A 22,981-nucleotide genomic window follows, 5' to 3' on the forward strand; every position below is an offset into this window, starting at 1 on the left:
CCCTGCAGGCCTTATTTTGCAGGGGATTGAGGGCTAAAGCACAGAAAAAATACGACCTTTGCGAGTTAGGTCACATTTGCGGAACCTGTTTAGTCAAATGTTAAAACTGCCGGACTAGGCTCTCCGGCGTGGTCTTGTGTTGTGTAGAGAGTTCCAATGACCGAAATGATCCGTCCACGAGTTAAATATGTCATCGGCCCCGATGGCAGCCCGCTTACGATTGCGGACCTTCCCCCGGCCAATACGCGCCGCTGGGTTATCCGTCGTAAGGCTGAGGTTGTCGCGGCTGTTCGCGGTGGCCTGTTGAGCTTGGAGGAAGCCTGCGACCGTTATACGCTTACCGTCGAAGAATTCCTCTCCTGGCAGTCGTCGATCAACGATCATGGCCTGGCCGGCCTGCGTACGACGCGCATCCAGCAGTATCGCCACTAGGCGCATCCGGCGAAAAGCCATCCTTTCATGGGTGCCGTGACCCAGGTCGCGGCATCCTTTGTTTTATCCATTTTCCGATTGCCGATCCGTCTTTCCCAGTTTGACCACAGAGGGAAAGATGGCCGCAATCACGGCAGACGCCGCGTAGCACCAGAAACCGGGAAGCGTTACGGCCGTTGCAACCCCGCTCGTCTTCGCAGCGAAGATGACGATCGCGACAAGCATCACGTCCATCATCGACCATCTGGCAAGATGCGGCATCGCCCGCTGAAGAAATCCGGAGCGGCCATCGCCGGCCACGACTTCAGCCGCCAGCACGATCAGCTTTGCAGCGGGAAATACCAGTGAAAATGCGCCGACGGCAATGGCGAGCACGACACTGCCATCCGACCAGAGCTCACCGATCAATTGCAACAACGACGGCTCATTGCTGAAAAAGTAGAGTTGCTCGAACCTCATGATCGGCAGGGAAATGCCGAGCACCAAGAGCACGGCACAAACAGCCAGTATCGAAAACGGCACTATTCGGTTCACAGCTACTCCCCGAAAACGAATGTATTGTCCCGAAATCGACATCGATTTTCGAAATGATCCCCGAGACGGTGCCGCGCCTTGCCTGCGCTATAATAGCGCATCGAGCGGCAAGCCCCGACCTTGTCTTCAAATATGAAGCTTCATACCATCGGTCAAATCGGACCATGCCTCATGACTGGCCGTGCATGAATAAGACAGGAAAAAATCCGGAATGAATATCACTCACGAAGAACAGCCGGCAGGTGGACGATACATCGTCGATATCGACGGACATGTCGCGGAAATGACCTATACCCGCAAATCTCCCGAGCTCATTTCGATCGATCATACCGGCGTGCCCGATGCCCTGCGCGGCAAAGGCATTGCCCAGGCGCTCGCCGAATTTGCGGTGAAGCAAGCCCGCAGTGGCGGCTGGAAGATTATACCGCGATGCTCGTTCTTCCAGGCTCAGGTCGAACGCCATCCCGACTGGCAGGATATCGTCAGCAGGTAAGTGACGATTGCCGGCTCGAGCGGATCCCGCTCATTGCCGTACAGAAAATGGAAAAAGGGCGCCGCCCCTTGCGGGTCGCCCTCTTCAGCCCCTCGATGCATCCGGCTTCAGGCGCGAGCGCGCATCCCGCCGTCACGCTCTTCGAGCGCAGAAGCCTTGGCGAGTTCCGCCTCCGCCTCTTCCAGTGCCAGTTCGGCACTATCCTGCTGAACCTTCAGTTCCCGAATCGAGACCTGCAGGTTATCCGCCCGCTGCCGTGCGGCCTTTGCAAAGGTCGGATAAGCGAAATGACCCGGATCGGTGATCCCGGACTTTTTCTCTTCAAGCGTGATCTGGTGTTCCAGTTCCTTCGCCATCCGTTCGAATTCTGCCATCATCATCTGCAACTGCTGCAGCTGACGACGCTTTTCGTTAACCTGAAATCCCTTCAGGCGAACAAGGCTGTCACGCGACTTCATACGCAATACTCCGTGGATACCAACACCCCGGCCCGTGATCTGCCTGTTACACTGCAGATCAAAAAATTTCTGACGCGTTAATAAATTTGACGCGGCATTAACTTTTCGTTTACGGGCATCATTAATGATAAAGACGATCGTTTAAGGGTCGGTAAATACCAAGTCCGAATTGGACAGCGGCAATGTGTCAGCCGCAAGAATCACTTAGCGAAACTTCCTCGTTCGCTGATTCAACATGGTGATGTCCAATCCGTAAAGGAAAACAGGCTGCTACTTATTTTGCTTAATAAATTGATGCACCTTGCCAAATCAGGTCACAGTTTGTTAACCATTTGGTGGCAGCTTCCAAATCAGGCACAGTCTGGATCCGTAACGAGTGAGGGGGCAAAAGGTAACCTTGCGCGGCGGTAAAGGGGAAAAATATGCGGGTTCTACTCATCGAAGATGACAGCGCGACAGCGCAGAGCATCGAGCTGATGCTGAAATCGGAAAGCTTCAACGTCTACACCACTGATCTTGGTGAAGAAGGCGTCGATCTTGGCAAACTATACGACTATGACATCATTCTTCTTGATCTGAACTTGCCCGACATGTCGGGTTATGAAGTTCTGCGGACGCTCCGTCTGTCCAAGGTCAAGACGCCGATCCTCATCCTCTCCGGCATGGCCGGCATCGAGGACAAGGTACGCGGTCTCGGCTTCGGCGCCGACGACTACATGACCAAGCCGTTCCACAAGGACGAACTGGTTGCTCGCATTCATGCGATCGTCCGTCGTTCCAAGGGTCACGCACAGTCGATCATCATCACTGGCGAACTGATCGTGAACCTTGACGCCAAGACCGTCGAAGTCGGCGGCCAGCGCGTTCACCTGACGGGCAAGGAATACCAGATGCTGGAGCTGCTTTCGCTCCGCAAGGGTACCACGCTCACCAAGGAAATGTTCCTGAACCACCTTTATGGCGGCATGGACGAGCCGGAACTGAAGATCATCGACGTCTTCATCTGCAAGCTGCGCAAGAAGCTCGCAAACGCTGCCGGCGGTGCCAACTACATCGAAACCGTCTGGGGCCGCGGCTACGTTCTGCGCGAGCCGGATGGTGCGGAATACGCCGAAACGGCCTAAAGCCAACGGCATTCCCCTTTGCCTTAAAACCCGCTTGGTTCGCCAGGCGGGTTTTATTTTGTCCGCCTTACGGGGCGTTAAGTGCGCCAAACAAAAACGGCGACCGAAGGCCGCCGCGGTAGTTCATCGAGAAAACTTTGCGCCTTCAGGCAGCGGCAGCATAACCGGAAAAGACCGAAGTCAGGATCTTGCGGTCGAAAGGCTTGAGCAGGAATTCGTCGGCCCCTGCCCGCTTGCCGGCCATCATCCTCTTCAGATCGGCCTCGATTACGCAGTAGAAGATCTTGACGCTTTTACCTTCCGGCAGGGCGCGAACGGCCGCAATAAGATCCAGCGCACCGTCAAGGCTTGCATCGACGATCATGAAATTCGGCAACTCGATCTGGCAGCCGCGCAACGCGTCATGCGCATCTCCGGCTTCGGCAATCAAAAAACCGAGTTCGGACAAAATGCGCTTGCCGACTTTTCGCACAATATCGGAATTGTCTGCGATCATCAGACGCTGCATAACCCGCTCCCCTTCAGCGACCACCCCGGTGGTCGACCGTTAAGGTATAGCCCGTTGCAGCTAACGAAAGGTTAGCAACCTCCGGCAGCACCGTCGGCGCAGCCGGAAGATAATCCCGCTGGCCTCAGGCGGCCGCCATCTCGGCGATGAAGGTGATATTGTCTTCCGAAACGATATGTTTCAGCTCCATGTCGCATTCCTCGGCAAGGAGCACGGTGTAATAGGGCAGGATCGAATGAGCATCGACCGCCTCTTCCAGCGTGCCGCTGCAGATCTCGACGAATTTCGCCGGCACGCGCATCATCCGGCCCTTGACGACGATTTCGAACCGGGCCGTCCCTTCGGGATCGATTAGTGTCACATCGACCGAACCGCCGCGCGGAATGCCGGCATAGGCGACGAGAAACAGATTGAGCAGCAGCTTGACCCGGTTCTTCGGAATGATGGCGCGCGGGCCGTTCCAGGTCACTTCGGTCTTCTTTTCAGCAACCGCGAAATCCTTGGCAGCCTTTTCAGCTTCACCAGTATCGATAGATGCGCCAACAGAACCGGAAGCACCGAAGGCGAGCCGGGCGAATTTCAGGCGAACCGAGGCGTTGATCGCCGAAGTACGGATAAGGTCGAGCGCATCAGCATCCGCTGCCCCCTCGTCGAGGAGCTCGAGACCATTGTTGATTGCACCGACCGGCGAGATCACGTCATGGCAGACACGGCTGCACAGGAGTGCCGCCAGATCCGGACCGCTCAGGGTGAGATTGGGGTTTTTCGGCATGCTGTTCTCCTGATGCATCTGGCGCCAACCGCCGCTCTTTGCCATGGCAAGGTTGCGCGGGGATGGAACGATAAGGCCGGCATAATGACACTACGTTTGGTAAATCGACCATTAAGCCCACACTGAAGAAGATGACAAAGATTGTCGAATTGTCCCATTTCGACGATCTGTTCTTCATCCATGACGGCGGGCAACGCCTCAACAATGACAAGTTCGGCGAGCCAATCATGCTGCAGCAACGGGTCGGAGACGGTTGCCGGAAGAATGGCAAAAGTCACGCCAGAGATGCGCAGCCATACCCATCCTCAAATATATCAACATCTTAGTATTTGAAATGCTTAACTGGTTGTTAATATCATCTCGCCAGAATGGTACGCGCTGAAGCATGATGCTACGCCTTACGGACGAATTAAAAACGGACCTGAACATGCGCCGCCTCCACGTCTCCGCTCTCGCCCTTCGCCTGAATGCCCTGATCGCTGCCTTTGCGACTGTCTGGCTTTGCGCCATGCCGGCTGCCGCGCAGCAAAACAGCAACCAGTATTCGCTGCAGGAAGTTGTCGATGCAGGTCACGGCTTCTTCGGCTCGACCAGCGGCGGACTTGCGAAGGTGGTGGAAAACGCCTTCCAGAAATTCGGTCTTCCGAATGGTTACATCCTCGGCCAGGAAGGCTCCGGCGCCTTCATAGCCGGCCTCACCTATGGGGAAGGCCAGCTTTACACCAAGAATGCCGGCCAGCACCCGAGCTTCTGGCAGGGCCCGTCGCTTGGCATCGACTATGGCGGTCAGGGCACGCGCGTGATGATGCTCGTTTACGATCTCCCCTCGGTTGATTCGCTTTATGCCCGGTTCGGCGGTGTATCCGGCTCCGCCTTTGTCGTCGCAGGCGTCGGAATGACGGTGCTGCGCAACGAGAACGTCATCCTAGTTCCGATCAGGACGGGTGTTGGCGCACGCCTGGGCGTTAATATCGGTTATCTGAAGCTGACCCGCTCGCCCACCTGGAACCCCTTCTGATTTTCCTTGTGGGTTGAGGCGAGTGGACGGCAAAGTGCGTGCTTGCCGCTTTCTGATCTCCATGCTTAAACGTGCATCCCTGCACATCCACACCAAGACGGCCCGGTCGTGATCGAATTTGCTCTGCTTTTTGGCCTCGGCTTCCTGAGCGCCCTGCTGATCGCGATGTTGGTTGCGCCTGCAATTCATCGGCGCATCGTTGTTTTCACCGAAAACCGCATCAGGGCCACGGTACCGATCAGCCCACAGGAAGTGCGGGCCCAGCGCGACATGGCGCGCGCCGTCTACGCTGCGGAAAATGCGCGTACCAAGCAGGAACTGGTGCAGGAGAAGGACAAGATCGTCTCTCTGACGTTGCAGGGCGACAACCTCAGGGACGAAGTCCGCAGGCTCACTGCCGACAATATCGAACTGAAGGCCGTTGCCGAAAATCTGGATGTTGCTGCCGCAGACTTGAAATCGCAGTTGCGTCAGGAAGAAAGCTATATCGCCGAATTGAAGGCCGCGCTGGAAGCCTCGGAAGAACAAAGCATCGGCAAGGATATTGATATCCAGGAATTGAAACAGGAGATCGAGCTCCTCGTATCCAAGCGGGACAATACCCGGATAGACCTTTCGACCCGAGAGACCGAAGTCGAAAACCTGAAATTCCGCATCAGCGCCTTGCGAGAGGAACGTGATACCCTTCGCAAGGATGTACGTATCCAGACGGCGAGAGCCAAGGAAGCCGAAACGCGTCTTGCTAACGAGGAATACCGTTCTACGAAGCTGGAAGACAAACTCACCAAGGAAGTGTCCCTGAGGACCGACAAGGAAACGGCGCTGGAGCGCCGCAACGAGGAGCTGGCCCGCTTGCGTGAAAAGATGACCGTCAAGAGCGATGTAAAGCCCGCCTTGGCAGTTGCAAAGGAAACACCCGCCAAGCCCTCGACAAAGGCCCCTCCGGCAAAATCGGATGACGACACGCAAGCCCGCATTACCCAGCTTGCAGGTGATTCGCGAAACCGTGCGACAGCGCTTTCGGAGCGGGTGGCGAATGGCAAGACGACCACTAACGACGACGTATTGCGCGAGGAAATGGCAACGATCGCCGCCAACATGGTGGCCATGACTTCGCTCTCCGAGGGCCGACCATCGCCGATTAACGCCATGATTGCCGGCAAGCCTGCGGAAGGCGAACGCAGGAGCCTCGCGACACGCGTTCGCTCGCTGCTCGAAACGACCAGCGGACCGACAACCAATCAATAAGACCAGGATCGGTCAGATGCCCCCTTGGGCACTGGCAATTTGATAAAGCGCGATACCTGTTGCCGTCGCGGCATTGAGACTGTCGAGACCTGGCGCCTGAGCGATGCTGGCCGTCTCTATTTTTTCCATCAATGATGGCGGCAGGCCATTTCCCTCGCTTCCGGTCAAAAGCGCCATCCGGGGCTGCGATTGAACCTTGCGGATTTCCGTTCGACCGGCAGGTGAAAGCCCCCACACGGCAAAGCCGTTCTCGAAAAGACCAGACACCAACTCCAGTGTCGTTCCGCCCCGCGCGTAAGGAACCTGCAAAACGGCACCTACCGACACCCTCAGGGACTTGCGATAAAGCGGATCGCAACAACTTTCGTCGAGCAGTATGGCGCTGACACCGAAAGCTGCCGCATTGCGAAAGATCGAACCAATATTGTCGTGATTGGATATGCCGATCGCAGCCGCCACAAGCGCACGCTCCGGCAACGAAGCAAGCAGTTCCGAAGCCTGTACGTCCCTCACCCGTCTGCCGACAGCAAGGATACCACGATGCAGGTGAAAGCCGACGATACCGTCCAGCACCGTGCTGTCGGCAACATAGATGGGCACCTCGGCCGGAAAATCGGCCAGAATGTCGGTCACCCCGGCAAGCCGGTTTTCAAGAATGAGGATTTTCTCGGCTAAAAACTCGTCACCACGCTTATGCGCCGCCGCCAGCATGCGCAGCACTACCGTTCCCTCGGCGATGAAACGTCCATGCCTTCCGACGAGATCCCGTTCGCGGATGGAGCGGAACTCGTCGATGCGGGCATCATCCGCATTTTCGATGCGGATCACATTCATCAGCGGCCCTGGCCGACCGTCACGTCGGCGATCACGCGACCGACGGAGAGATCGAAGATGAAGACTTTCGGAGTACCGTTCAGGGCACCGTAAAACAGCACCTGGCTGCCCGAAAGCGAAACCTGCTGGATATCGAAGCCAGGCGGCAGGGCCGCGGTTACGGCAAGCGGCTGATCGGCAGGAACGGAAAAACCACCGGAAGTAGCGGCAATCGCAGGTGCTTCCGGGCGCTGGGAGATCTTGTAGACAATGGCGGCAATGACCGCCATAAAGCACACCACCAAGATACCGCCCGAAATGAGCTGCAGGCGCACCATCTTCTGGCGGATACGCTCCATGGCCGGATCGAGTGGCTGTTCCTTATCCTCTAGATCGGGCTGCGGCATGAACTGTCCTTTGAACGGAATGATTGAATGAGCGAGACCTTTAGCGAAGCCGGACTGCCAAGGAAAGTCCTGAATGCCGGAGAGGACGACGGCGGAAGGCTGGACGCCTGGCTGACTGCAAAGGTTGACGGAGAATTGTCCCGTAACCGCATAAAGGCGCTTATCGAGGAAGGCGCGGTCTCGATCAACGGCAAGGTTGTCACTGAGCCGAAGAAGAAAGTCATGCCTGGCGACGTGATCGAACTCGTACAGCCTGAACCCGAAGACCCGGAACCCAAGGGCGAGGATATTCCGCTTGAAGTGCTCTATGAGGACGATGACCTGATCGTCATCGCCAAGCCGGCCGGCCTCGTCGTCCATCCCGGCGCCGGCAACTGGACCGGCACGCTGGTCAACGCGCTCATCCACCATTGCGGCGCAAGCCTTTCCGGCATCGGCGGCGTCAAGCGTCCCGGCATCGTCCACCGCCTCGACAAGGAGACGAGCGGCGTCATGGTGGCCGCCAAGAACGACATCGCCCATCGCCATCTCGCCGAACAATTCGCCGATCACGGCCGTTCGGGAGATCTGGAGCGTGCCTATCAGGCCGTCGTCTGGGGGCGCCCCAGCCAGTTGAAGGGCACGATCGACGCGCCGCTCGGCCGCGCCACTGGCGACCGCACCAAGCGTGCCGTCAAGCGCGAGGATTCCGCCGACGCCCGTCATGCAGTCACCCATTACGAGGTGATGGAGCGCTTTCAGGAAACGCCTGACGCCACCGCCCTCGCCTCCCTGATCGAATGTAGGCTTGAAACGGGCCGCACCCACCAGATTCGTGTTCATATGGCGCATGTCGGCAATCCGCTGGTCGGCGATCCGGAATATTCCGGGGGCTTCCGCACCAAGGCGAACCGCCTGCCCGAACCGGTGAGAAGCGTCGTTGCCGCCTTCCCGCGCCAAGCCCTGCACGCCTTCCTGCTGGCCTTTGAACATCCCCGCACCGGCGAGATCATGGAATTCGAAGCACCGATGCCCGACGACATGGCAGCACTGGTCGAAGCTCTGCGCGGCTAGGACAAACTCGGCGAGCTGGGCGTAACCGCATCACGGCGGATTACGCCCCTATTTTTTGGGGATGGAAACAAAACGCGAACAGGCATATATCTCGGTGATGTTTTCCGGGAGAATGCCCCGCCGCCATGTCCGTTAGCCATATGCAATCGACAAAACTGCTAGAGACCGAGCTCGTCACGGTTTGGGATGTCGTTTGCGATGGCGCATGCAGGCATTTGAGCGAAGAAGAGACGGCAAGCAACACATGCCTCGTCTTTCCTTACCGCGGCGTCTTCATGCGCCATATCGGCGATGACGAGGCGGTGGCCGAGGCCAGCCAGGTTCTGTTCTTCAACAAGGGAGACGTCTATCGCATCAGCCACCCGGTCGAAGGTGGCGACTGCTCGATCAGCGTAAGCCTGCCGGAAGCCTTGTTCGACGAAGTGGTGCCCGACGTCCATCGACGCCCCGGGGAAAGCTTTGCCTTCAACAAGCAGCGCCTCGGCATCGATGCTCGCGCACAAGCGCAAGTGGCCCTGTTACGGCACAGCCTGCTCAGTCGGATTGCCGAACCGCTGGAAGGCGAAGCCCTGGCGCTGACACTTGTACGCCGCTCCGTCGGTGAGCGGACCGCGCGTCCCCCGACACCCGGCTTCAGCACCCAGAAACTCGTCAACCGCACCAAGCTCCTGCTTTCCTCCGACCTCGCGCGGCGCTGGACATTGTCGGAGATCGCCAAGGAGAGTGGTGTGTCGCCCGTCTATCTCACCCAGGTCTTCCGCAAAGTGGAAGGAATGCCGCTTTATCGTTACCAGTTGCGCCTCCGGCTTGCCCGCGCACTCGATCTGCTTGGCAGCTATGACGACCTGACCGAGCTGGGGCTCGATCTCGGTTTCTCCAGCCACAGCCATTTCTCCTCATCCTTCCGGCAGGCCTATGGCCGCACGCCGGCCGAGTTCCAGCGCTTCGCCGGATTGCGCTGACTGTAGCTGGCTCGCCTGATGGAGCACCAGAATGAGATCGCTAAAGATTCTGACAGCGCAAAATCTCTGATGGGTGTTTCCTCACGCCATCGAAACCGAGCAGTGGAGAGATCAGATGAAGGACAATACCTGCGCCGTCTGCGATTGCGAACTGGATGACACCCACATCGCCGTCAGGATCGGCGGAAAGACCGTCGAAGTATGTTGCGAGGAATGCGCAACCGTTCTGCGTGAGGCGGAAGCTGCAGCACGCGCGGCAGCATCGACAGCCCACCAAGCTGGCCGCTGAGCTTCAGGCCTTGCAATGAACTGATAGGCGCAACCGCCGCCCCTTCCCGGCCTGAAGGAACGAAGGCCGACACCCCCAGGAGGATATCATGAAAAACGAAAACCGGGCGGCCTTTGGCCGCGCGCCGGAACCGATAGACTATGCTTTTGACTTGCCGCTCGAAGATCATGGCAATACCGGCGCCACATCCGCGTCGGCACCAAGGGAAAATCTCCTAACCCGCTTCGCTCAAAGGATCGTCGCATGGCTCAATCGACGCGGCACCGCATTGGCGTTGATGGAACTGAACGACGAACAGCTCAAGGATATCGGCATTTCCCGTTGCCAGGCCTGGGGCGGCTATAGCCGCTATCGTCGAAGCAGCACGCATGACCTGGAAAAACGTAGCCTCTAGCCCGGATACGTTCATGCCAACCAAACCACCCACCGATTGGGCGGCCGTGCATCTGAAAATCGATGCACGGCCGAATTCGATGTATCCACAGAGATAAAAGCAACCATCGGCTCATGCGATTGCATAAACACAATATTAAAATAATACATTTCCAATTTATGAAAATAATGTACTTATTTAGAAGGTCGAAATCGAGGACGATTCCTTGAATGCCAGACAATAAAAATCCGAAACCTATCAATTTTGCTGCAGAGCAGCAAGAACATCAGGGAAATCAGAACTTCATAGATCACCCGTCCGCATCGCCTTTCCTTGTGACATGCGCCTCACCGGGTCAGCCCTGCGAACGGTAGAGGACCAGCGATATGAACGGAGATATCCGGAAATTCATCTTCAAGGACCTGCAGACCGTCGAGGGCTATATCGATCCACCCGATGCGCTTGTCTTCATGGCCTTGCTGCAGGCACAGAGCGCACATGCCCTGAGCGGCGGCATTGCCGAGATCGGGGTTTTTTATGGACGCTCCTATTTCCTCTTCAAGAAAGTCTGCGGCACCAGCGAAAAAATCCTCGCCATCGACCTGTTCGACATCGACCAGAAGGCCGGAGAAACGGTTACGCAATATCGGCGTTTCATCGACAATGGAGAGAGGTTGAACCTGCCGGTGGATCAGGATCTGGTCATCAGCGGCGACAGCACGCAGCTTCGGCCAGACGAGATCATCGGCAAGATCGGCCATACGCGTTTTTTCAGCATTGATGGCGGACATATGCTGCATCACGTGAGCGCTGACAGCATGCTGGCGCTCAGTACGCTGGCTCCGCACGGCATCATCGCGTTCGACGACACGTTCAATCCGGCATGGCCGGAAGTGACCGTCGGCGTGACAGACTTTCTGCGGGAGCGGCAGCACGAACTCGCAACCTTCTGCATGACCAAGTACAAGACCTATGTGTGCCGAAAGCAGTTTCACGACTTCTATCGCCGCGTCATCGACGATGCCGCCGACCTTCGCGCCTTCGATCATGTCGAAACCGACTTCCTCGGCTCCAAGGCAGTAAGATTGCACAATCCGATAGCCCGCCGCATGGTCTATGAAATGATGGTCAGGTCAGGAATGAGAGCCCTTTCGGAACGGGTCTATCGGTGACCCGAAAAGGCGCAGAAGCATTACCAAAACGTCATGATATAACGCCTTCGTGATATCTTGAATCACTGTTCCGCCGTACTTACTTGATACCTGCATTGGTGCGGGATCGGGAACGATCCGCGCCATATTCGGTTCGCCTTCAAGCAGGGACAATAGACGTCTGAGGGAGCCGACAACGTTTGGAAAGGGGTGCTTTATGGCCCGCAATACTTTGCCTTCCATTACCGCCGGTGAAGCCGGCCTCAATCGTTATCTCGACGAAATCCGCAAGTTCCCCATGCTGGAGCCCCAGCAGGAATACATGCTTGCGAAGCGTTACGCCGAGCATGGTGACCGTGACGCCGCCCACAAGCTGGTGACCAGCCACCTTCGTCTCGTGGCAAAGATCGCCATGGGTTATCGTGGCTACGGCCTGCCGATCGGCGAAGTCGTCTCCGAGGGTAATGTCGGCCTGATGCAGGCCGTTAAGAAGTTTGACGCGGAACGTGGCTTCCGCCTTGCCACCTACGCCATGTGGTGGATCAAGGCTTCGATCCAGGAATACATCCTGCGCTCGTGGTCGCTGGTGAAGATGGGCACGACCGCCAATCAGAAGCGCCTTTTCTTCAACCTGCGCCGCCTCAAGGGCAAGATCCAGGCGATCGATGAAGGTGATCTGAAGCCCGACCAGGTGGCCGAGATCGCCACCAAGCTGAACGTCTCCGAGGAAGAGGTCATCTCGATGAACCGCCGCCTTTCCGGCGACGCATCGCTGAACGCCCCGATCCGCGCTTCGGAAGGCGAATCCGGCCAGTGGCAGGATTGGCTGGTGGACGACAGCGACAGCCAGGAAGACGTGCTGATCGAGCAGGACGAGCTGGACACGCGCCGCCGCATGCTGGCCAAGGCGCTCAGCGTGCTGAACGATCGCGAACGCCGCATCTTCGAGGCCCGCCGCCTGACCGAGGATCCGATCACGCTCGAAGAGCTGTCATCGGAATTCGACATCAGCCGCGAGCGCGTCCGCCAGATCGAAGTCCGTGCCTTCGAAAAGGTGCAGGACGCCGTTCAGAAGGAAGCCCTCGCACAGGCCCAGGCCCTGCGCGTGGTCGACGCCTAATCATCCAGAAATAAAGACTAATTTAGAAAAGCCGCAGCCAGATGGTTGCGGCTTTTTTTGTATCCGCACCTGTCTCAAAGCTGCGACACTTTGACCAGATTTCGAGTTCCCCTCACGCTGTCGTGCATCAAGTTCCGCATGCTTCCCCGCTAGAACCGACTGACTGCGCAAGTCAGATCCTAGAGGAGAATAAGCAATGAAAGCAGCACGCTGGTACAGCGCCAAGGATATTCGCGTCGAGGAAGTCACCGAGCCGAAGCCCGCAGCAGGACAGGTCAAGATCAAGGTCAAGTGGGCCGGCATCTGCGGCAGCGACCTGCATGAATATGTGGCAGGCCCGATCTTCGTGCCGGTCAAGGCTCCGCATCCGGTCAGCCACGACGTCGCCCCGATCATCATGGGCCACGAATTCTCCGGCGAAGTGTCCGAAGTCGGTGAAGGCGTCGAGCGCGTCAAGCCGGGCGACCGCGTCGTGGTCGAGCCGATCCTCGCCTGCGGCAAGTGCGATGCCTGCTTCCACGGCAAATACAATCTCTGCGACAATCTCGGTTTCCACGGCCTTTCTGGCGGCGGCGGCGGTTTTGCCGGCTACACGACGGTGGGTGAGCGCTGGGTTCACAAGATGCCCGAAGGCCTGTCCTTCGAACAAGGCGCTCTCGTCGAGCCAGCAGCGGTGGCCCTGCATGCGGTGCGCATTTCCAGCCTCAAGGCAGGCGGCACGGCAGCCGTCTTCGGCGCCGGCCCGATCGGCTTGCTCGTGGTCGAAGCCCTGAAGGTGGCAGGCGCTTCCGCCATCCATGTCGTCGAGCTTTCTCCTCAGCGCGGTGCAAAGGCGATGGAACTCGGCGCCACCAGCATCATCGACCCGTCCAAGGAAAACGCAGCCCAGCGGATCCGCGAACTGACGCCCGGCGGCGTCGATGTGACGTTCGAAGTCACCGGTGTGCCCGCCGTCCTGCAGCAATGCATCGACGCGACCCGCTATGAGGGCGAGACGGTCATCGTCTCGATCTGGGAAAAGGAAGCCCCCTTCCAGCCCAACACGGTGGTCCTGAAGGAAAAGAGCCTGAAGGGCACGATCGCCTATCGCGACGTCTTCCCGGCCGTTATGAACCTGATGGTTCAGGGGTATTTCTCCGCCGAGAAGCTGGTGACCAAGCGCATCGAACTGGACGACATCGTTGCCCAGGGGTTTGACACGCTGGTGGCGGAAAAGAGCCAGATCAAGATTCTGGTCCGCTCGCCGGATTGATCGATCCAAAACTCGCTTCAATAAACGACAAGCCCGCGGCCATTACCGCGGGCTTTTTTTGTTGCAGCCCTTCGCCTCAGCGCATGCCCGGCGGCATGTTACGCTGTTCTGCCGCCATCATCTCCGCCAGTGCGGCGCGGAAAAAATCGATCAGCAGGAAGACCAGCAGGCTGGCACCCATCACCGGCAGTGCGATACCGAAGAAAAGAGCCACTGCGAGTGCCGTGATCTTGGCGACGGGCGGCAGGTAGGAAAAGCTGCGGATCAGCGTCCGTGCAGAGGTGCCCGGCGCGGGACGGCGCAGCCACCACATGCGGTAGCCGTAGACGATCATCGCCGTCAGCGCGATACCGAGCGCCGCCATCAGAGCCTGATTGGCGACACCGAACAGCACGCCCATGTGAGCATCGATCCCCCAGCGGATCAGCTTGGCAACAATCGGAAACGTTTCGAAATCCGCCCGGCTCGTGACTTTGAAATCGGAGGGATCGACGGCGATCGTATCCACCTGCGTCGGCCAGCTGCGATCGTATTCGCTGACACGGAATGCCTGCCCGACGGTGCGTGGCGGGCGGATCTCGATCATCGGCGAATCGATGCCGGCTGCACGGGCGGAGGCCACGACACCGTCGAAGCGAGCAACCATATCCTGCTCGGAAACAGGAGGCGCCGTATCGACCGCCCCCCCCATCCCATGAGCGGCATGTTCACCCAGAACCGGCGCCGCCGCGTGCGGATTAAGCGCGGTCGTGATGGCCGGCGTGATCCAGCCCACCTCATTACGAAAGGTATCGATATTACCACCCGCCCAGCGAGACCAGGTAAGCCCGGTTGCGGAGAGAAACAGCAATCCCAGCGCCGTCCACAGACCGATCAGCGTGTGGAGCCTGCGCGAACGTTGCCAGCTACTGACCTTGGCATTTTTTGGGCGTGCCACGCTTCGCTGCCAATACCACAGCAACAGCCCGCCGAGGATCGAGAACCAAAGCCAGGATGCGGCAAGCTCGCTGTAATGCCGCCCGATATCGCCGAGCAGCAGGTTGCGATGCAGGTAGTCGAGCGTGATGCGGAACGGCAGGATACCGCTCGTGCCATAGGTGATCAGCTCCCCCTGAACCGCCAGCGATGCCGGGTCGACAAACACAGTGCGAGTTTCGGACTCACCGAGATCCGGCTGGGTGAACATCACCCGCGTCGTCAGTCCGGGCGCGGTCGCGGGCCTCACGGCAAAGAGCCTCGGAGCTTCGCCGATCGATGCCCGCGCCGCCGCGATCTGCTCCGCGAGCGGCCGCTCAGGGCCGGTAGTGCGCGCCACCAGTTGATCACGATAAAGCAGGTTCTCGATCTGCGGCGTCAGCACGTAAAGCGTGCCGGTTATCGCGGCAACCAATAGGAACGGCCCGACGAACAGGCCGACATAGAAATGCAGGCGCGTGATGAACTGCCTGATGGCGGCAAAGGCCGGCTGCGCGGGTTCAGCCTGCATATGCACCTCCTGAGACGGATGCTTCACAGGGGAGCGCCGGAAGAATTATCCGGGAAATGGTCATGATGATCTCCAATAGGACGACAGCCGGTAACAGCCGGCAGAAAAAGGTGACGTCAGACTGGAAGGATTGGTGGACCTCTCGCCTCACCGCCGAGACCGAGCCTCCGCGGCGTGACAGACGCCTCGACTACGGCTACGAGCGTTGCCGAGACAATCGCGATACGCCCGACAGGCGCAGGCGCCTTGGACGGAATACCGACATGGACCGCAGCCGCCACCTGGCAGGCTGTCAGGCAGCAATCCTTGGCGTGCTTGGCGTTTTTCGGCTCACCCGAACCATGCATCCCGCCATGGCCAGCATGCGGATCAACCGCGTGCTGCGAATGACCATCGGCGCTCTCGGTGGAACAGATCACCATTTCCGCGGAGGATGCAAATGCCATCGCACCGGTGCCAAAGCCTCCGATCAGGGCTTGCAGCGCCATCAGCACGCCGATCAGAGCGGCCAGCGGGCCGCCGCAAAATCCGTCTCTGATAAGTTTCCGAAAAAAGCGCATGGCTGAACCTCATCACCGCCAAGGTGATGATTGTCAATGCGACATTAGCGCATATCGACGCGCGACATTTCGCCGGCCCGCAACCCATAAAAAGAAAAGGCCCGCAGGGTTTTCAAACCCGCGGGCCTCTCGATTTCATTGAGCGACTTACTGGCCGGTCTGGCCACTCGTGTTCTGGCTCCACTCGCGGATCGCCTCGTCGAAAGCCTTCACGCCTTCAGGCCCCTTCTGCAGCGTCAAGAGAGCGCGGCGACCGTTGCGATAGGCAAGCGGGATGTCGATCCAGTTGCGGGTCCTCAGGAGCTCAAGGTTGGTCCTCTGCGCATCCGGGAAGTCGTTGAGCGCGATCATGTGGAAATCGTCGGTGATCTTCGCCGGAACGGCAACCAGAGCATTTCCACGATCCTGCTCGGTCTGCTTCATCGCAATCCGCAGGACGCTGTCGATGGCACCGCCTTCGAAGTCCGGCGGCACGGCGAAGACGATCTCGATCAGATGGCTCGCGGGCAGCGACGAATCGCTGTTCTTCTTGACGGTCAGAAGTGCAGTCAGGCCACGACCCGGAATTGTGATACGGCCCTGGACCACGGGTTCCGCCGGTCCGCCATTCTGGCCCGGCTCACGCTGGAGAGACCACGAAACAGTACCTTCGATCGCTGTTGGCGCGGATTGGCCGATACGCTCCTCGTAAAGGAACATCTTCTCGCCGGCAGCCGCCGGCACTTCGGTCGCCGGCGCGGCCGGCGTTGTCGGTGATGCACCTGCGGCAGGAGGGGCTGTCGTCCCGGTGGTTGAAGGCGTTGCAGGCGCGGGATCGGCCGGCGGCGCATTCAACTGGGCAACAGACTGTCCCTCGGCATTTTGCGCAAGGCTACCCGCGTCGCCCGGGCCTGCATCGACTTCGCTGCCGTTTTCGAGAAGCCTCTGCGTGAACTTCGTCGCAGTCGACGAACCGTCAGCCGGCGGCGGCGTGGTCGTCTGCGGTTGCGCAGGCGTTGGTGCGCTCTGCTGCGGCTGGGCAGCGGGCGGCTGTGCGGCGGGGCCGGAATTTGCCGGCGCGCTGGCAGCAGGCGCCTGCTGAGCAGTTTCGCTCGTGCTGGAGCCCGACGGCATCAGACCGCCAACCATGTCGTTAAGCTTGTCGCGATACATCCAGGCACCATAAGCGCCACCGCCGATGATGATCAGGCCGAGAAGCCCGAGGATCATGCCGGCATAGTTGCGCTTGCGAACCGGCGTGACCCGATAGGGCTTGGCCGGCGGTGACAGCAGATCGCTGAAATCATCTTCATCGGCCGCCTTCTGCGGCTTCTGCTCAGAAGCAGGTGCATCCTTCGTGTAGCCGATCAGATCTTCCAGATCGCTCCACGGGTCACGCTGCTCATCCTGCTGCGACTGCGGCTGTGCCTGAGCCTGTTTCGGCTGCTCCACGGGCGCGGAAGGCTGGGCGTTCACATAGGCTGCGAACGGGTCTTCGTCGACTTCGTCCGCCGGCCGGGATGTCTGCGGCATATCTGTCGCTGGCGGCATGCGGACCGGCTCGGCAGAGACACGCATCTCTTCGCCGAAATGGGCTGCGACCGGTTCGCTGCGATGTCCGGTATCGAGATGGCGGGTAAGGTCATCGACCTCTTGCCATGACGATGCTGCGCGATGCTCTTCGACAGGCTGAACCGGTTCCTGTTCCTGTGCAGGCCATGTTGCGTGATCCGGAGCTACAGTTTCCGGCGCAACGTAGTCCTGCGTCGGCGCGTGCTGTTCTACCGGCCATTCATCATGAGCAGCGTCACGTTGCGCAAAGGAATGCGTTTCATCGCGTTCTTCGGCGAATGGAGAGGCTTCCTCCCGCGAATCGGCTTCATGGCTATAGGCCGTCTCCTCGACAGCGACCTGCTGCGGATATTCGGCCTTTTCCTCGGGAACGTCGTCACGCCAATCGCCGTAGCGCTCGGCCACGGGCTCTTCGGCGGCTTCCCGCCAGCCATGCTCTGCCGGTGTCGCTGCGGCCTCGGAATGCGGCGCTTCTTCCCAATGCGTTTCCGGCTCGCGATAGGGTTCCGGTTCGGCTACGGTTTCTGCCTCGGCCGGCTCCTCATCCCGATAGGATTCGGCATGAGAATACGGAGCGGCATGATCTTCCGCGCGCTGTGGTTCCGCGTCTGCTTCCGGCTCTTCCCGGTACTCCTCGACCGGTTCCGGCGCTTCATAAGGCACCGGCACAGGAGCAGCAGCGACCTCCGGCTCGGCCGGCAGCGCTTCCGCATGCTCGGTCTCGACCTCGATGATAGCCGCTTCCAGCTTGTCCATCTGTCGCCGCAGCATTTCCTCCGGCGGACGAGGCTTCATGTTCTCAAGCTGGCGCTGGACGGCACCGCGGGCCTTTTCATAAACCCGCGTGCGCGCCTCGGGCGTGTTGGTCGCCAAACCGTCAACAGCGCGGCGGATCACCGCTACAAAATCAGCCATCAGCACTTTCTCATGGTAGCCGGCATCCGTCGGCCGAATGGATAATCATTTCTTGACATTAATCTTCAAACGGGTCGGTCACAAGTATCGTGTCGTCGCGCTCCGGGCTTGTGGACAACAGTGCAACCGGGGCACCGATAAGCTCTTCGACCTGGCGCACATACTTGATCGCCTGGGCAGGAAGTTCGGCCCAGGTGCGCGCACCAACCGTCGATTCCTTCCAGCCTTCGAGCGTGATGTAGATCGGCTCGACACGCGCCTGAGCGGCCTGCGAAGCCGGCAGATAATCGATTTTCTGGCCGTCAAGCATATAGCCGACGCAGATCTTCAGCTCTTCGAGACCATCGAGAACGTCGAGCTTGGTCAGCGCGATGCCGGTGATGCCGTTAGTCGCAACCGACTGGCGCACAAGAGCAGCATCGAACCAGCCGCAACGGCGCTTGCGGCCCGTCACGGTGCCAAATTCATGACCTTTTTCCCCAAGAAACTGTCCGATTTCGTCGGTCAGTTCCGTCGGGAACGGGCCTTCGCCGACGCGCGTCGTGTAAGCCTTGGTGATGCCGAGGATGTAACCGAGCGAACCCGGCCCCATGCCCGAACCGGCAGCAGCCTGGCCGGCGACGGTGTTCGACGAGGTGACGAACGGATAGGTGCCGTGGTCGATATCGAGCAGCGAGCCCTGTGCGCCCTCGAACAGGATGCGTGACCCCTTGCGCCGCTCCTTGTCCAACAACTGCCAGACGCTGTCCATGAACGGCAGCACGGTATCGGCGATGGAGGTCAACTCCTCCATGATTTCCTTGTGCTCGACTTCCGGAGCACCGAAACCGCGACGAAGAGCATTGTGATGGGTGAGGATACGCTCGACCTTGGCTTCCAGCGCATCGCGGTCGGCCAGATCCATGACTCGGATGGCGCGGCGGCCGACCTTGTCTTCGTAGGCCGGGCCGATGCCACGGCGGGTCGTGCCGATCTTCGTGCCGCTGTTGGAGGCGGCGTCTTCACGCATGCCGTCAAGCTCGCGATGGAGCGACAGGATCAGCGTGGCATTTTCAGCGATTCGCAGGTTTTCGGGGGTTACCGTCACGCCCTGGGCAGCAAGCCGGCCCATTTCGGCAATCAGCGCATGCGGATCGACGACGACGCCGTTGCCGATGACGGCCATCTTGCCCGGACGAACAACGCCGGAAGGCAGAAGCGAAAGCTTGTAGCTTACGCCATCGATGACGAGAGTATGGCCGGCATTATGGCCGCCCTGGTAACGCACAACGATGTCGGCGCGCTCCGAGAGCCAGTCGACAATCTTGCCCTTGCCCTCATCACCCCATTGCGAACCCACTACGACACAGTTCGTCATATCTGCTTCCTGCCCTTTGGACGAAACCCGCCCGCCGATGCCGGTCTGTGACCTCTATCGGCGGCGAGCCTTACACAAGTTCTTTTTCTCGAAGCCGGTCGGTCATGGCCAACGGCTCCACAAACGCGCGCATCTATAATGCCTTGGCGTGAGGAAAGCGACCTGTTTGTGACTGCGACAAGGTTTTTGCGTGACAAAGGCCAAAACCGCACGCTATTTGCCAAACAACAAGAGCATACTGGCGTCGGCAGGGCGGCGTGTCTAGGAGGCAACGTGCATCGCCAGGCCTATCTGTTTCTCGTCATCGCAACACTGTGTTGGGGCGGCAATGCCGTCGCAGGCAAGCTTGCGATCGGCCATATCAGCCCGATGATGTTGACATTCTGGCGCTGGTTCTTTGCAGTCGTCATCATCTTCGCGATCTCGCTGAAGGATTTGCGCCGGGACTGGCCGGTGATCCGCGGAAATATTCCCGTTCTCGGCTTCCTCGGCATCGTGGGCTACGTGGTCTTCAACGCTGTGCTCTACACAGCCGTGACCTATACAAGTGCGATCAACGTCACAGTCGAGCAGACGCTGATTCCCGTCCTCATCTTCATCCTGAATTTCGCATTGTTCAGAACGAAAGTGTCGTGGCTCCAGATCGTCGGCTTCAGCCTGACTGCAATCGGAAGCCTGCTGACCGCGGCTCACGGGGATTTCGCCACGCTCGTCACCCTGACCGTCAATTTCGGTGACGCGATCATGATCATAGCGATCGCCGCTTACGCCTTTTACACGATCGCGCTCAGATGGCGCCCGCCGATCAGCTGGAAAAGCCTGATGGCGGTGCCGGCGCTGTTTGCGTTTGTCTTCAGCATTCCGCTTGCAGGCTGGGAATATTCGAGTGGCGGCATGATCTGGCCGGATATGACGGGCTGGATGGTGGCGCTCTACACGGCCGTATTTGCCTCACTCGTGGCTCAGGTCCTCTATATCAGAGGCGTGACGGATATTGGCGCCAACCGCGCCGGGCTGTTCATCAATCTCGTGCCCGTCTTCGGTACGCTTCTGTCGGTCATGCTTCTCGGCGAGCAGTTACAGCTGTTCCACGTCATTGCGCTGGTCTTGGCGCTTGGCGGCATAGCCATAGCCGAACGCGGAAAGCCGGCCCTCATCTGAGGTCCGGCAAATGTCGAAATGGAGACAGACGCAACACCGGCCGGCGATCAGCGCCAACCATCCGCAAGTACTAGATATCGATGCACTCGAAGCAGTCCTGAACGGCTATCGGCCTGGCTTCATCTGCGCCAAACATATCGAAATAGACATCCACGTCGGTAATCGCATGGTCAACTTCGGCCTGTTTGACGACAACGGAGGCAAGTTCGCGTGCAAAGCCGCCTGGGCCAGCAGCACTGGCTTCCTTGCCGTAAATGAGCGCGGTGAGAACGGCCGCCGAAATAATGAGCTTCCTGATCATTGCCTGAACCCTGTTTTACGGACGGCTCTCCGGCCGTCGCGTTTCGTTCTGGCACGACAATAGGCCGCACAACTTTTCGGCGGACTTAAATGGAAAGATGCAATTTTACTGAAATCGATCTTTTTCTCGCCTTGGCACAGAACGAACATTCCGTGGACGCAAAAACAGGATCAGGCGGACAGGCTATTCGCCCGCTTCCCGCGCCTCGGTGCGACGCTGGCGCCAGCTCAGCTTGCGTCCGCCATCGTCGGCATGGCTGTTGCGGATGCGCCGGACAAGCAGCCATATTGCCAGTACGACGAACGGTACCGCTACGGCGGTCAAGGTTTCCGGCGCCACCCCTATCCCGACATAGTGCCCGAGCTTGGCGAGATAACCGACCAGACCGATCACGTAATACGAGATCGCGGCGACAGACAGCCCCTCGACCGTCTGCTGCAGGCGCAACTGAAGATGCGCGCGCTTGTCCATTGATGCCAGGATCTCGGCATTGAACTTCTGTAGATCCACATCGATCCAGCTGCGCAGCAGCGCCGTCGCTCGGGTCAATTTGCGCGAGAGGTTCACCTGGCGCTCTTCCACCGACTGGCAGGTACGCATGGCCGGCGCCAGACGCCGGTGCAGAAAGGCACCCAGCGTCTCGTTTCCGGGCAAAGCCTTTTCCGCCAGCATTCCCACACGGTCGAGAACAATGTCGTTATAGGCGCGGCTGGCGCCAAACCGGTAAAGGCTGAGCGCCGCATTCGCTTCCAGTTCGGCTGCAAGCGTCGTGATTTCAGACAGCATCTCATCCGCCTCATCGCGGGCATGCTGCTTCATGCGTTGGGTAATCGCGGTAAATCGCGCCTCGATCTGCCGGATTTCGGGCGACAGGCTCTGCGCCAGCGGCAACCCCATCATGGCCAGCGTGCGATAGGTCTCGATATCGAGAATTCGCTGGGCGAGCATGCCGCGTGCAGCATCGGTCATGCCGTGATCCAGGACCAGGAATTTCGTCAACCCGTCGCCGTCCTGGCGGAAATCGGTAATCAGCACCGCCTGATTGTCGGCGACCATGCTTTGACAGAGACTGGTTGGATCGAAACGGGCCGTGACATCGGACATGTCCTCGCTCGCAGGCCGTATCTCGATACGGACGCCTGAAATGAACGGGCCAGGCGCAGCGAAGCTTGCGCCGAATGGATTGACCGGGATGTCCGCACCGAATGCGGCAGGCGCGGGCGTATCCCAGAAATAGGTCGAGAATTCGGTGTGCCGTTCCCAGCGTAATGTGCCGCTACCCCAGGTCATCGTGTGATGGCTTGTGTCGGGAGACGGCGCCGGCACTCCCTGCCCCAGGGAAAGCGCGGCAAGGATCGAATGATCGGCGGCGAAATTTGCTTCGGTCAGGAATGCGAGCTGGAAAATGACCCGCGGCAGCGGCAGCAGCGTATATGGCCGCGAGTGTATTTCGCCAAGCGCACGCGCTCTGACATCAGCGACCGGAAACGAAAAGCTGCGCTTCGACATTCATGGTTCCCCAACAGGGCCAAAACGGCCCGTCTTCACGCTTGACTATTATCAAATGCCCGTGAGCGCACGACGCGGCGCTTTGCCGCAGAAAACGCCCATCCCCAGCGCTTTGCAAGATGGCTGACTGTCGG

General features: G+C 59.0%; 25 protein-coding genes. 13 read left to right on the top strand and 12 right to left on the bottom strand.

Annotation, left to right across the window (positions count from 1 at the left end; genetic code table 11):
• Positions 1 to 156 precede the first annotated feature (156 nt).
• Positions 157 to 432, top strand: a complete 276-nt coding sequence (gene sciP / locus HNQ72_RS05410; RefSeq protein WP_105414767.1) for a CtrA inhibitor SciP — start codon at positions 157 to 159, stop codon at positions 430 to 432.
• A gap of 63 nt (positions 433 to 495) precedes the next feature.
• Here the strand turns inward: sciP and HNQ72_RS05415 are convergent, their stop codons facing one another.
• A complete protein-coding gene (locus HNQ72_RS05415) occupies positions 496 to 966 on the bottom strand; it encodes a paraquat-inducible protein A (protein WP_244654297.1) in 471 nt (156 codons plus the stop codon).
• A gap of 211 nt (positions 967 to 1,177) precedes the next feature.
• Here HNQ72_RS05415 and HNQ72_RS05420 point away from each other — a divergent pair, with 211 nt between their 5' ends.
• Positions 1,178 to 1,459: a GNAT family N-acetyltransferase gene (locus tag HNQ72_RS05420; RefSeq protein ID WP_183990232.1), complete on the top strand. Its 282-nt coding sequence runs from the start codon at positions 1,178 to 1,180 to the stop codon at positions 1,457 to 1,459.
• Positions 1,460 to 1,566: 107 nt separating this feature from the next.
• On the opposite strand, the gene HNQ72_RS05425 is transcribed toward HNQ72_RS05420, so the two are convergent.
• Positions 1,567 to 1,917, bottom strand: coding sequence for a flagellar export protein FliJ (locus HNQ72_RS05425; RefSeq protein ID WP_112454130.1), 351 nt, complete (start codon positions 1,915 to 1,917; stop codon positions 1,567 to 1,569).
• Positions 1,918 to 2,339: 422 nt separating this feature from the next.
• Between HNQ72_RS05425 and ctrA the strand changes: the two genes are divergently transcribed.
• On the top strand, positions 2,340 to 3,041 hold the full coding sequence (gene ctrA / locus HNQ72_RS05430) for a response regulator transcription factor CtrA (protein ID WP_046794530.1): 702 nt from the start codon (positions 2,340 to 2,342) through the stop codon (positions 3,039 to 3,041).
• Positions 3,042 to 3,186: 145 nt separating this feature from the next.
• On the opposite strand, the gene HNQ72_RS05435 is transcribed toward ctrA, so the two are convergent.
• Both HNQ72_RS05435 and chpT read right to left on the bottom strand, forming a co-directional pair.
• On the bottom strand, positions 3,187 to 3,549 hold the full coding sequence (locus HNQ72_RS05435) for a response regulator (protein WP_183990234.1): 363 nt from the start codon (positions 3,547 to 3,549) through the stop codon (positions 3,187 to 3,189).
• Between the two features lie 124 nt (positions 3,550 to 3,673).
• Positions 3,674 to 4,321, bottom strand: coding sequence for a histidine phosphotransferase ChpT (gene chpT / locus HNQ72_RS05440; protein WP_183990236.1), 648 nt, complete (start codon positions 4,319 to 4,321; stop codon positions 3,674 to 3,676).
• Between the two features lie 508 nt (positions 4,322 to 4,829).
• Here chpT and HNQ72_RS05445 point away from each other — a divergent pair.
• Positions 4,830 to 5,339 (top strand): DUF1134 domain-containing protein, encoded by a 510-nt coding sequence (locus tag HNQ72_RS05445; RefSeq protein WP_244654349.1) that lies wholly within the window; start codon positions 4,830 to 4,832, stop codon positions 5,337 to 5,339.
• A 108-nt stretch (positions 5,340 to 5,447) separates the two neighbouring features.
• The gene (locus tag HNQ72_RS05450) at positions 5,448 to 6,587 is read left to right on the top strand and encodes a coiled-coil domain-containing protein (RefSeq protein ID WP_183990238.1); all 1,140 of its coding nucleotides are present in this window, start codon (positions 5,448 to 5,450) and stop codon (positions 6,585 to 6,587) included.
• 12 nt (positions 6,588 to 6,599) lie between these two features.
• Here the strand turns inward: HNQ72_RS05450 and HNQ72_RS05455 are convergent, their stop codons facing one another.
• Positions 6,600 to 7,421, bottom strand: coding sequence for a TrmH family RNA methyltransferase (locus HNQ72_RS05455; RefSeq protein ID WP_373289373.1), 822 nt, complete (start codon positions 7,419 to 7,421; stop codon positions 6,600 to 6,602).
• A complete protein-coding gene (locus HNQ72_RS05460) occupies positions 7,421 to 7,807 on the bottom strand; it encodes a hypothetical protein (protein ID WP_183990240.1) in 387 nt (128 codons plus the stop codon). The genes HNQ72_RS05455 and HNQ72_RS05460 overlap by 1 nt, the downstream gene beginning before the upstream one ends.
• Positions 7,808 to 7,834: 27 nt before the next feature.
• On the opposite strand from HNQ72_RS05460, the gene HNQ72_RS05465 reads away from it, so the two are divergent.
• The 7 genes from HNQ72_RS05465 to HNQ72_RS05495 all read left to right on the top strand — a co-directional run bounded on the left by HNQ72_RS05465 (position 7,835) and on the right by HNQ72_RS05495 (position 14,007).
• Positions 7,835 to 8,860 (top strand): RluA family pseudouridine synthase, encoded by a 1,026-nt coding sequence (locus HNQ72_RS05465; RefSeq protein ID WP_183990242.1) that lies wholly within the window; start codon positions 7,835 to 7,837, stop codon positions 8,858 to 8,860.
• A 125-nt stretch (positions 8,861 to 8,985) separates the two neighbouring features.
• A complete protein-coding gene (locus HNQ72_RS05470) occupies positions 8,986 to 9,822 on the top strand; it encodes a helix-turn-helix transcriptional regulator (RefSeq protein ID WP_244654298.1) in 837 nt (278 codons plus the stop codon).
• A gap of 115 nt (positions 9,823 to 9,937) precedes the next feature.
• Positions 9,938 to 10,111, top strand: a complete 174-nt coding sequence (locus HNQ72_RS05475) for a hypothetical protein (protein ID WP_183990244.1) — start codon at positions 9,938 to 9,940, stop codon at positions 10,109 to 10,111.
• Positions 10,112 to 10,199: 88 nt separating this feature from the next.
• The gene (locus HNQ72_RS05480; protein ID WP_183990246.1) at positions 10,200 to 10,505 is read left to right on the top strand and encodes a DUF1127 domain-containing protein; all 306 of its coding nucleotides are present in this window, start codon (positions 10,200 to 10,202) and stop codon (positions 10,503 to 10,505) included.
• A 365-nt stretch (positions 10,506 to 10,870) separates the two neighbouring features.
• Complete coding sequence (locus tag HNQ72_RS05485; protein WP_183990248.1) at positions 10,871 to 11,656, top strand: class I SAM-dependent methyltransferase; 786 nt, start codon at positions 10,871 to 10,873, stop codon at positions 11,654 to 11,656.
• Positions 11,657 to 11,852: 196 nt separating this feature from the next.
• Entirely contained in the window at positions 11,853 to 12,755 is a 903-nt protein-coding gene (gene rpoH / locus HNQ72_RS05490) for an RNA polymerase sigma factor RpoH (RefSeq protein WP_183990250.1), read from the top strand.
• 196 nt (positions 12,756 to 12,951) lie between these two features.
• Positions 12,952 to 14,007 (top strand): 2,3-butanediol dehydrogenase, encoded by a 1,056-nt coding sequence (locus HNQ72_RS05495; RefSeq protein ID WP_183990252.1) that lies wholly within the window; start codon positions 12,952 to 12,954, stop codon positions 14,005 to 14,007.
• Positions 14,008 to 14,083: 76 nt separating this feature from the next.
• Here HNQ72_RS05495 and HNQ72_RS05500 read toward each other — a convergent pair whose 3' ends face one another.
• The 4 genes from HNQ72_RS05500 to HNQ72_RS05515 all read right to left on the bottom strand — a co-directional run bounded on the left by HNQ72_RS05500 (position 14,084) and on the right by HNQ72_RS05515 (position 19,876).
• Positions 14,084 to 15,493: a PepSY-associated TM helix domain-containing protein gene (locus HNQ72_RS05500; protein WP_183990254.1), complete on the bottom strand. Its 1,410-nt coding sequence runs from the start codon at positions 15,491 to 15,493 to the stop codon at positions 14,084 to 14,086.
• Between the two features lie 116 nt (positions 15,494 to 15,609).
• Positions 15,610 to 16,053 (bottom strand): DUF2946 family protein, encoded by a 444-nt coding sequence (locus HNQ72_RS05505; protein WP_183990256.1) that lies wholly within the window; start codon positions 16,051 to 16,053, stop codon positions 15,610 to 15,612.
• Positions 16,054 to 16,200: 147 nt separating this feature from the next.
• The gene (locus HNQ72_RS05510; RefSeq protein ID WP_183990258.1) at positions 16,201 to 18,519 is read right to left on the bottom strand and encodes a hypothetical protein; all 2,319 of its coding nucleotides are present in this window, start codon (positions 18,517 to 18,519) and stop codon (positions 16,201 to 16,203) included.
• Positions 18,520 to 18,577: 58 nt separating this feature from the next.
• Complete coding sequence (locus tag HNQ72_RS05515) at positions 18,578 to 19,876, bottom strand: adenylosuccinate synthase (RefSeq protein ID WP_183990260.1); 1,299 nt, start codon at positions 19,874 to 19,876, stop codon at positions 18,578 to 18,580.
• A 273-nt stretch (positions 19,877 to 20,149) separates the two neighbouring features.
• On the opposite strand from HNQ72_RS05515, the gene HNQ72_RS05520 reads away from it, so the two are divergent.
• Complete coding sequence (locus HNQ72_RS05520) at positions 20,150 to 21,037, top strand: DMT family transporter (protein WP_183990262.1); 888 nt, start codon at positions 20,150 to 20,152, stop codon at positions 21,035 to 21,037.
• Between the two features lie 70 nt (positions 21,038 to 21,107).
• Here HNQ72_RS05520 and HNQ72_RS05525 read toward each other — a convergent pair whose 3' ends face one another.
• Positions 21,108 to 21,338, bottom strand: a complete 231-nt coding sequence (locus HNQ72_RS05525) for a hypothetical protein (protein ID WP_183990264.1) — start codon at positions 21,336 to 21,338, stop codon at positions 21,108 to 21,110.
• 183 nt (positions 21,339 to 21,521) lie between these two features.
• Positions 21,522 to 22,847, bottom strand: a complete 1,326-nt coding sequence (locus HNQ72_RS05530; RefSeq protein ID WP_183990266.1) for a DUF3422 family protein — start codon at positions 22,845 to 22,847, stop codon at positions 21,522 to 21,524.
• Positions 22,848 to 22,981: the final 134 nt, after the last annotated feature.

It is taken from the genome of Aliirhizobium wenxiniae (assembly GCF_014201355.1).
Classification (GTDB): domain Bacteria; phylum Pseudomonadota; class Alphaproteobacteria; order Rhizobiales; family Rhizobiaceae; genus Neorhizobium; species Neorhizobium wenxiniae.

Bases quoted from the DNA above. Each gene is read 5' to 3' on its own strand.
- HNQ72_RS05420 (WP_183990232.1), top strand. From the start codon at position 1,178: ATGAATATCACTCACGAAGAACAGCCGGCAGGTGGACGATACATCGTC.
- HNQ72_RS05475 (WP_183990244.1), top strand. From the start codon at position 9,938: ATGAAGGACAATACCTGCGCCGTCTGCGATTGCGAACTGGATGACACC.
- HNQ72_RS05460 (WP_183990240.1), bottom strand. From the start codon at position 7,807: ATGCCGCAGCCCGATCTAGAGGATAAGGAACAGCCACTCGATCCGGCC.
- HNQ72_RS05465 (WP_183990242.1), top strand. From the start codon at position 7,835: ATGAGCGAGACCTTTAGCGAAGCCGGACTGCCAAGGAAAGTCCTGAAT.
- HNQ72_RS05480 (WP_183990246.1), top strand. From the start codon at position 10,200: ATGAAAAACGAAAACCGGGCGGCCTTTGGCCGCGCGCCGGAACCGATA.
- sciP (WP_105414767.1), top strand. From the start codon at position 157: ATGACCGAAATGATCCGTCCACGAGTTAAATATGTCATCGGCCCCGAT.
- HNQ72_RS05525 (WP_183990264.1), bottom strand. From the start codon at position 21,338: ATGATCAGGAAGCTCATTATTTCGGCGGCCGTTCTCACCGCGCTCATT.
- HNQ72_RS05530 (WP_183990266.1), bottom strand. From the start codon at position 22,847: ATGTCGAAGCGCAGCTTTTCGTTTCCGGTCGCTGATGTCAGAGCGCGT.
- ctrA (WP_046794530.1), top strand. From the start codon at position 2,340: ATGCGGGTTCTACTCATCGAAGATGACAGCGCGACAGCGCAGAGCATC.
- HNQ72_RS05495 (WP_183990252.1), top strand. From the start codon at position 12,952: ATGAAAGCAGCACGCTGGTACAGCGCCAAGGATATTCGCGTCGAGGAA.
- HNQ72_RS05500 (WP_183990254.1), bottom strand. From the start codon at position 15,493: ATGCAGGCTGAACCCGCGCAGCCGGCCTTTGCCGCCATCAGGCAGTTC.
- HNQ72_RS05485 (WP_183990248.1), top strand. From the start codon at position 10,871: ATGAACGGAGATATCCGGAAATTCATCTTCAAGGACCTGCAGACCGTC.
- chpT (WP_183990236.1), bottom strand. From the start codon at position 4,321: ATGCCGAAAAACCCCAATCTCACCCTGAGCGGTCCGGATCTGGCGGCA.
- rpoH (WP_183990250.1), top strand. From the start codon at position 11,853: ATGGCCCGCAATACTTTGCCTTCCATTACCGCCGGTGAAGCCGGCCTC.
- HNQ72_RS05515 (WP_183990260.1), bottom strand. From the start codon at position 19,876: ATGACGAACTGTGTCGTAGTGGGTTCGCAATGGGGTGATGAGGGCAAG.
- HNQ72_RS05445 (WP_244654349.1), top strand. From the start codon at position 4,830: ATGCCGGCTGCCGCGCAGCAAAACAGCAACCAGTATTCGCTGCAGGAA.
- HNQ72_RS05455 (WP_373289373.1), bottom strand. From the start codon at position 7,421: ATGAATGTGATCCGCATCGAAAATGCGGATGATGCCCGCATCGACGAG.
- HNQ72_RS05470 (WP_244654298.1), top strand. From the start codon at position 8,986: ATGTCCGTTAGCCATATGCAATCGACAAAACTGCTAGAGACCGAGCTC.
- HNQ72_RS05435 (WP_183990234.1), bottom strand. From the start codon at position 3,549: ATGCAGCGTCTGATGATCGCAGACAATTCCGATATTGTGCGAAAAGTC.
- HNQ72_RS05510 (WP_183990258.1), bottom strand. From the start codon at position 18,519: ATGGCTGATTTTGTAGCGGTGATCCGCCGCGCTGTTGACGGTTTGGCG.
- HNQ72_RS05425 (WP_112454130.1), bottom strand. From the start codon at position 1,917: ATGAAGTCGCGTGACAGCCTTGTTCGCCTGAAGGGATTTCAGGTTAAC.
- HNQ72_RS05505 (WP_183990256.1), bottom strand. From the start codon at position 16,053: ATGCGCTTTTTTCGGAAACTTATCAGAGACGGATTTTGCGGCGGCCCG.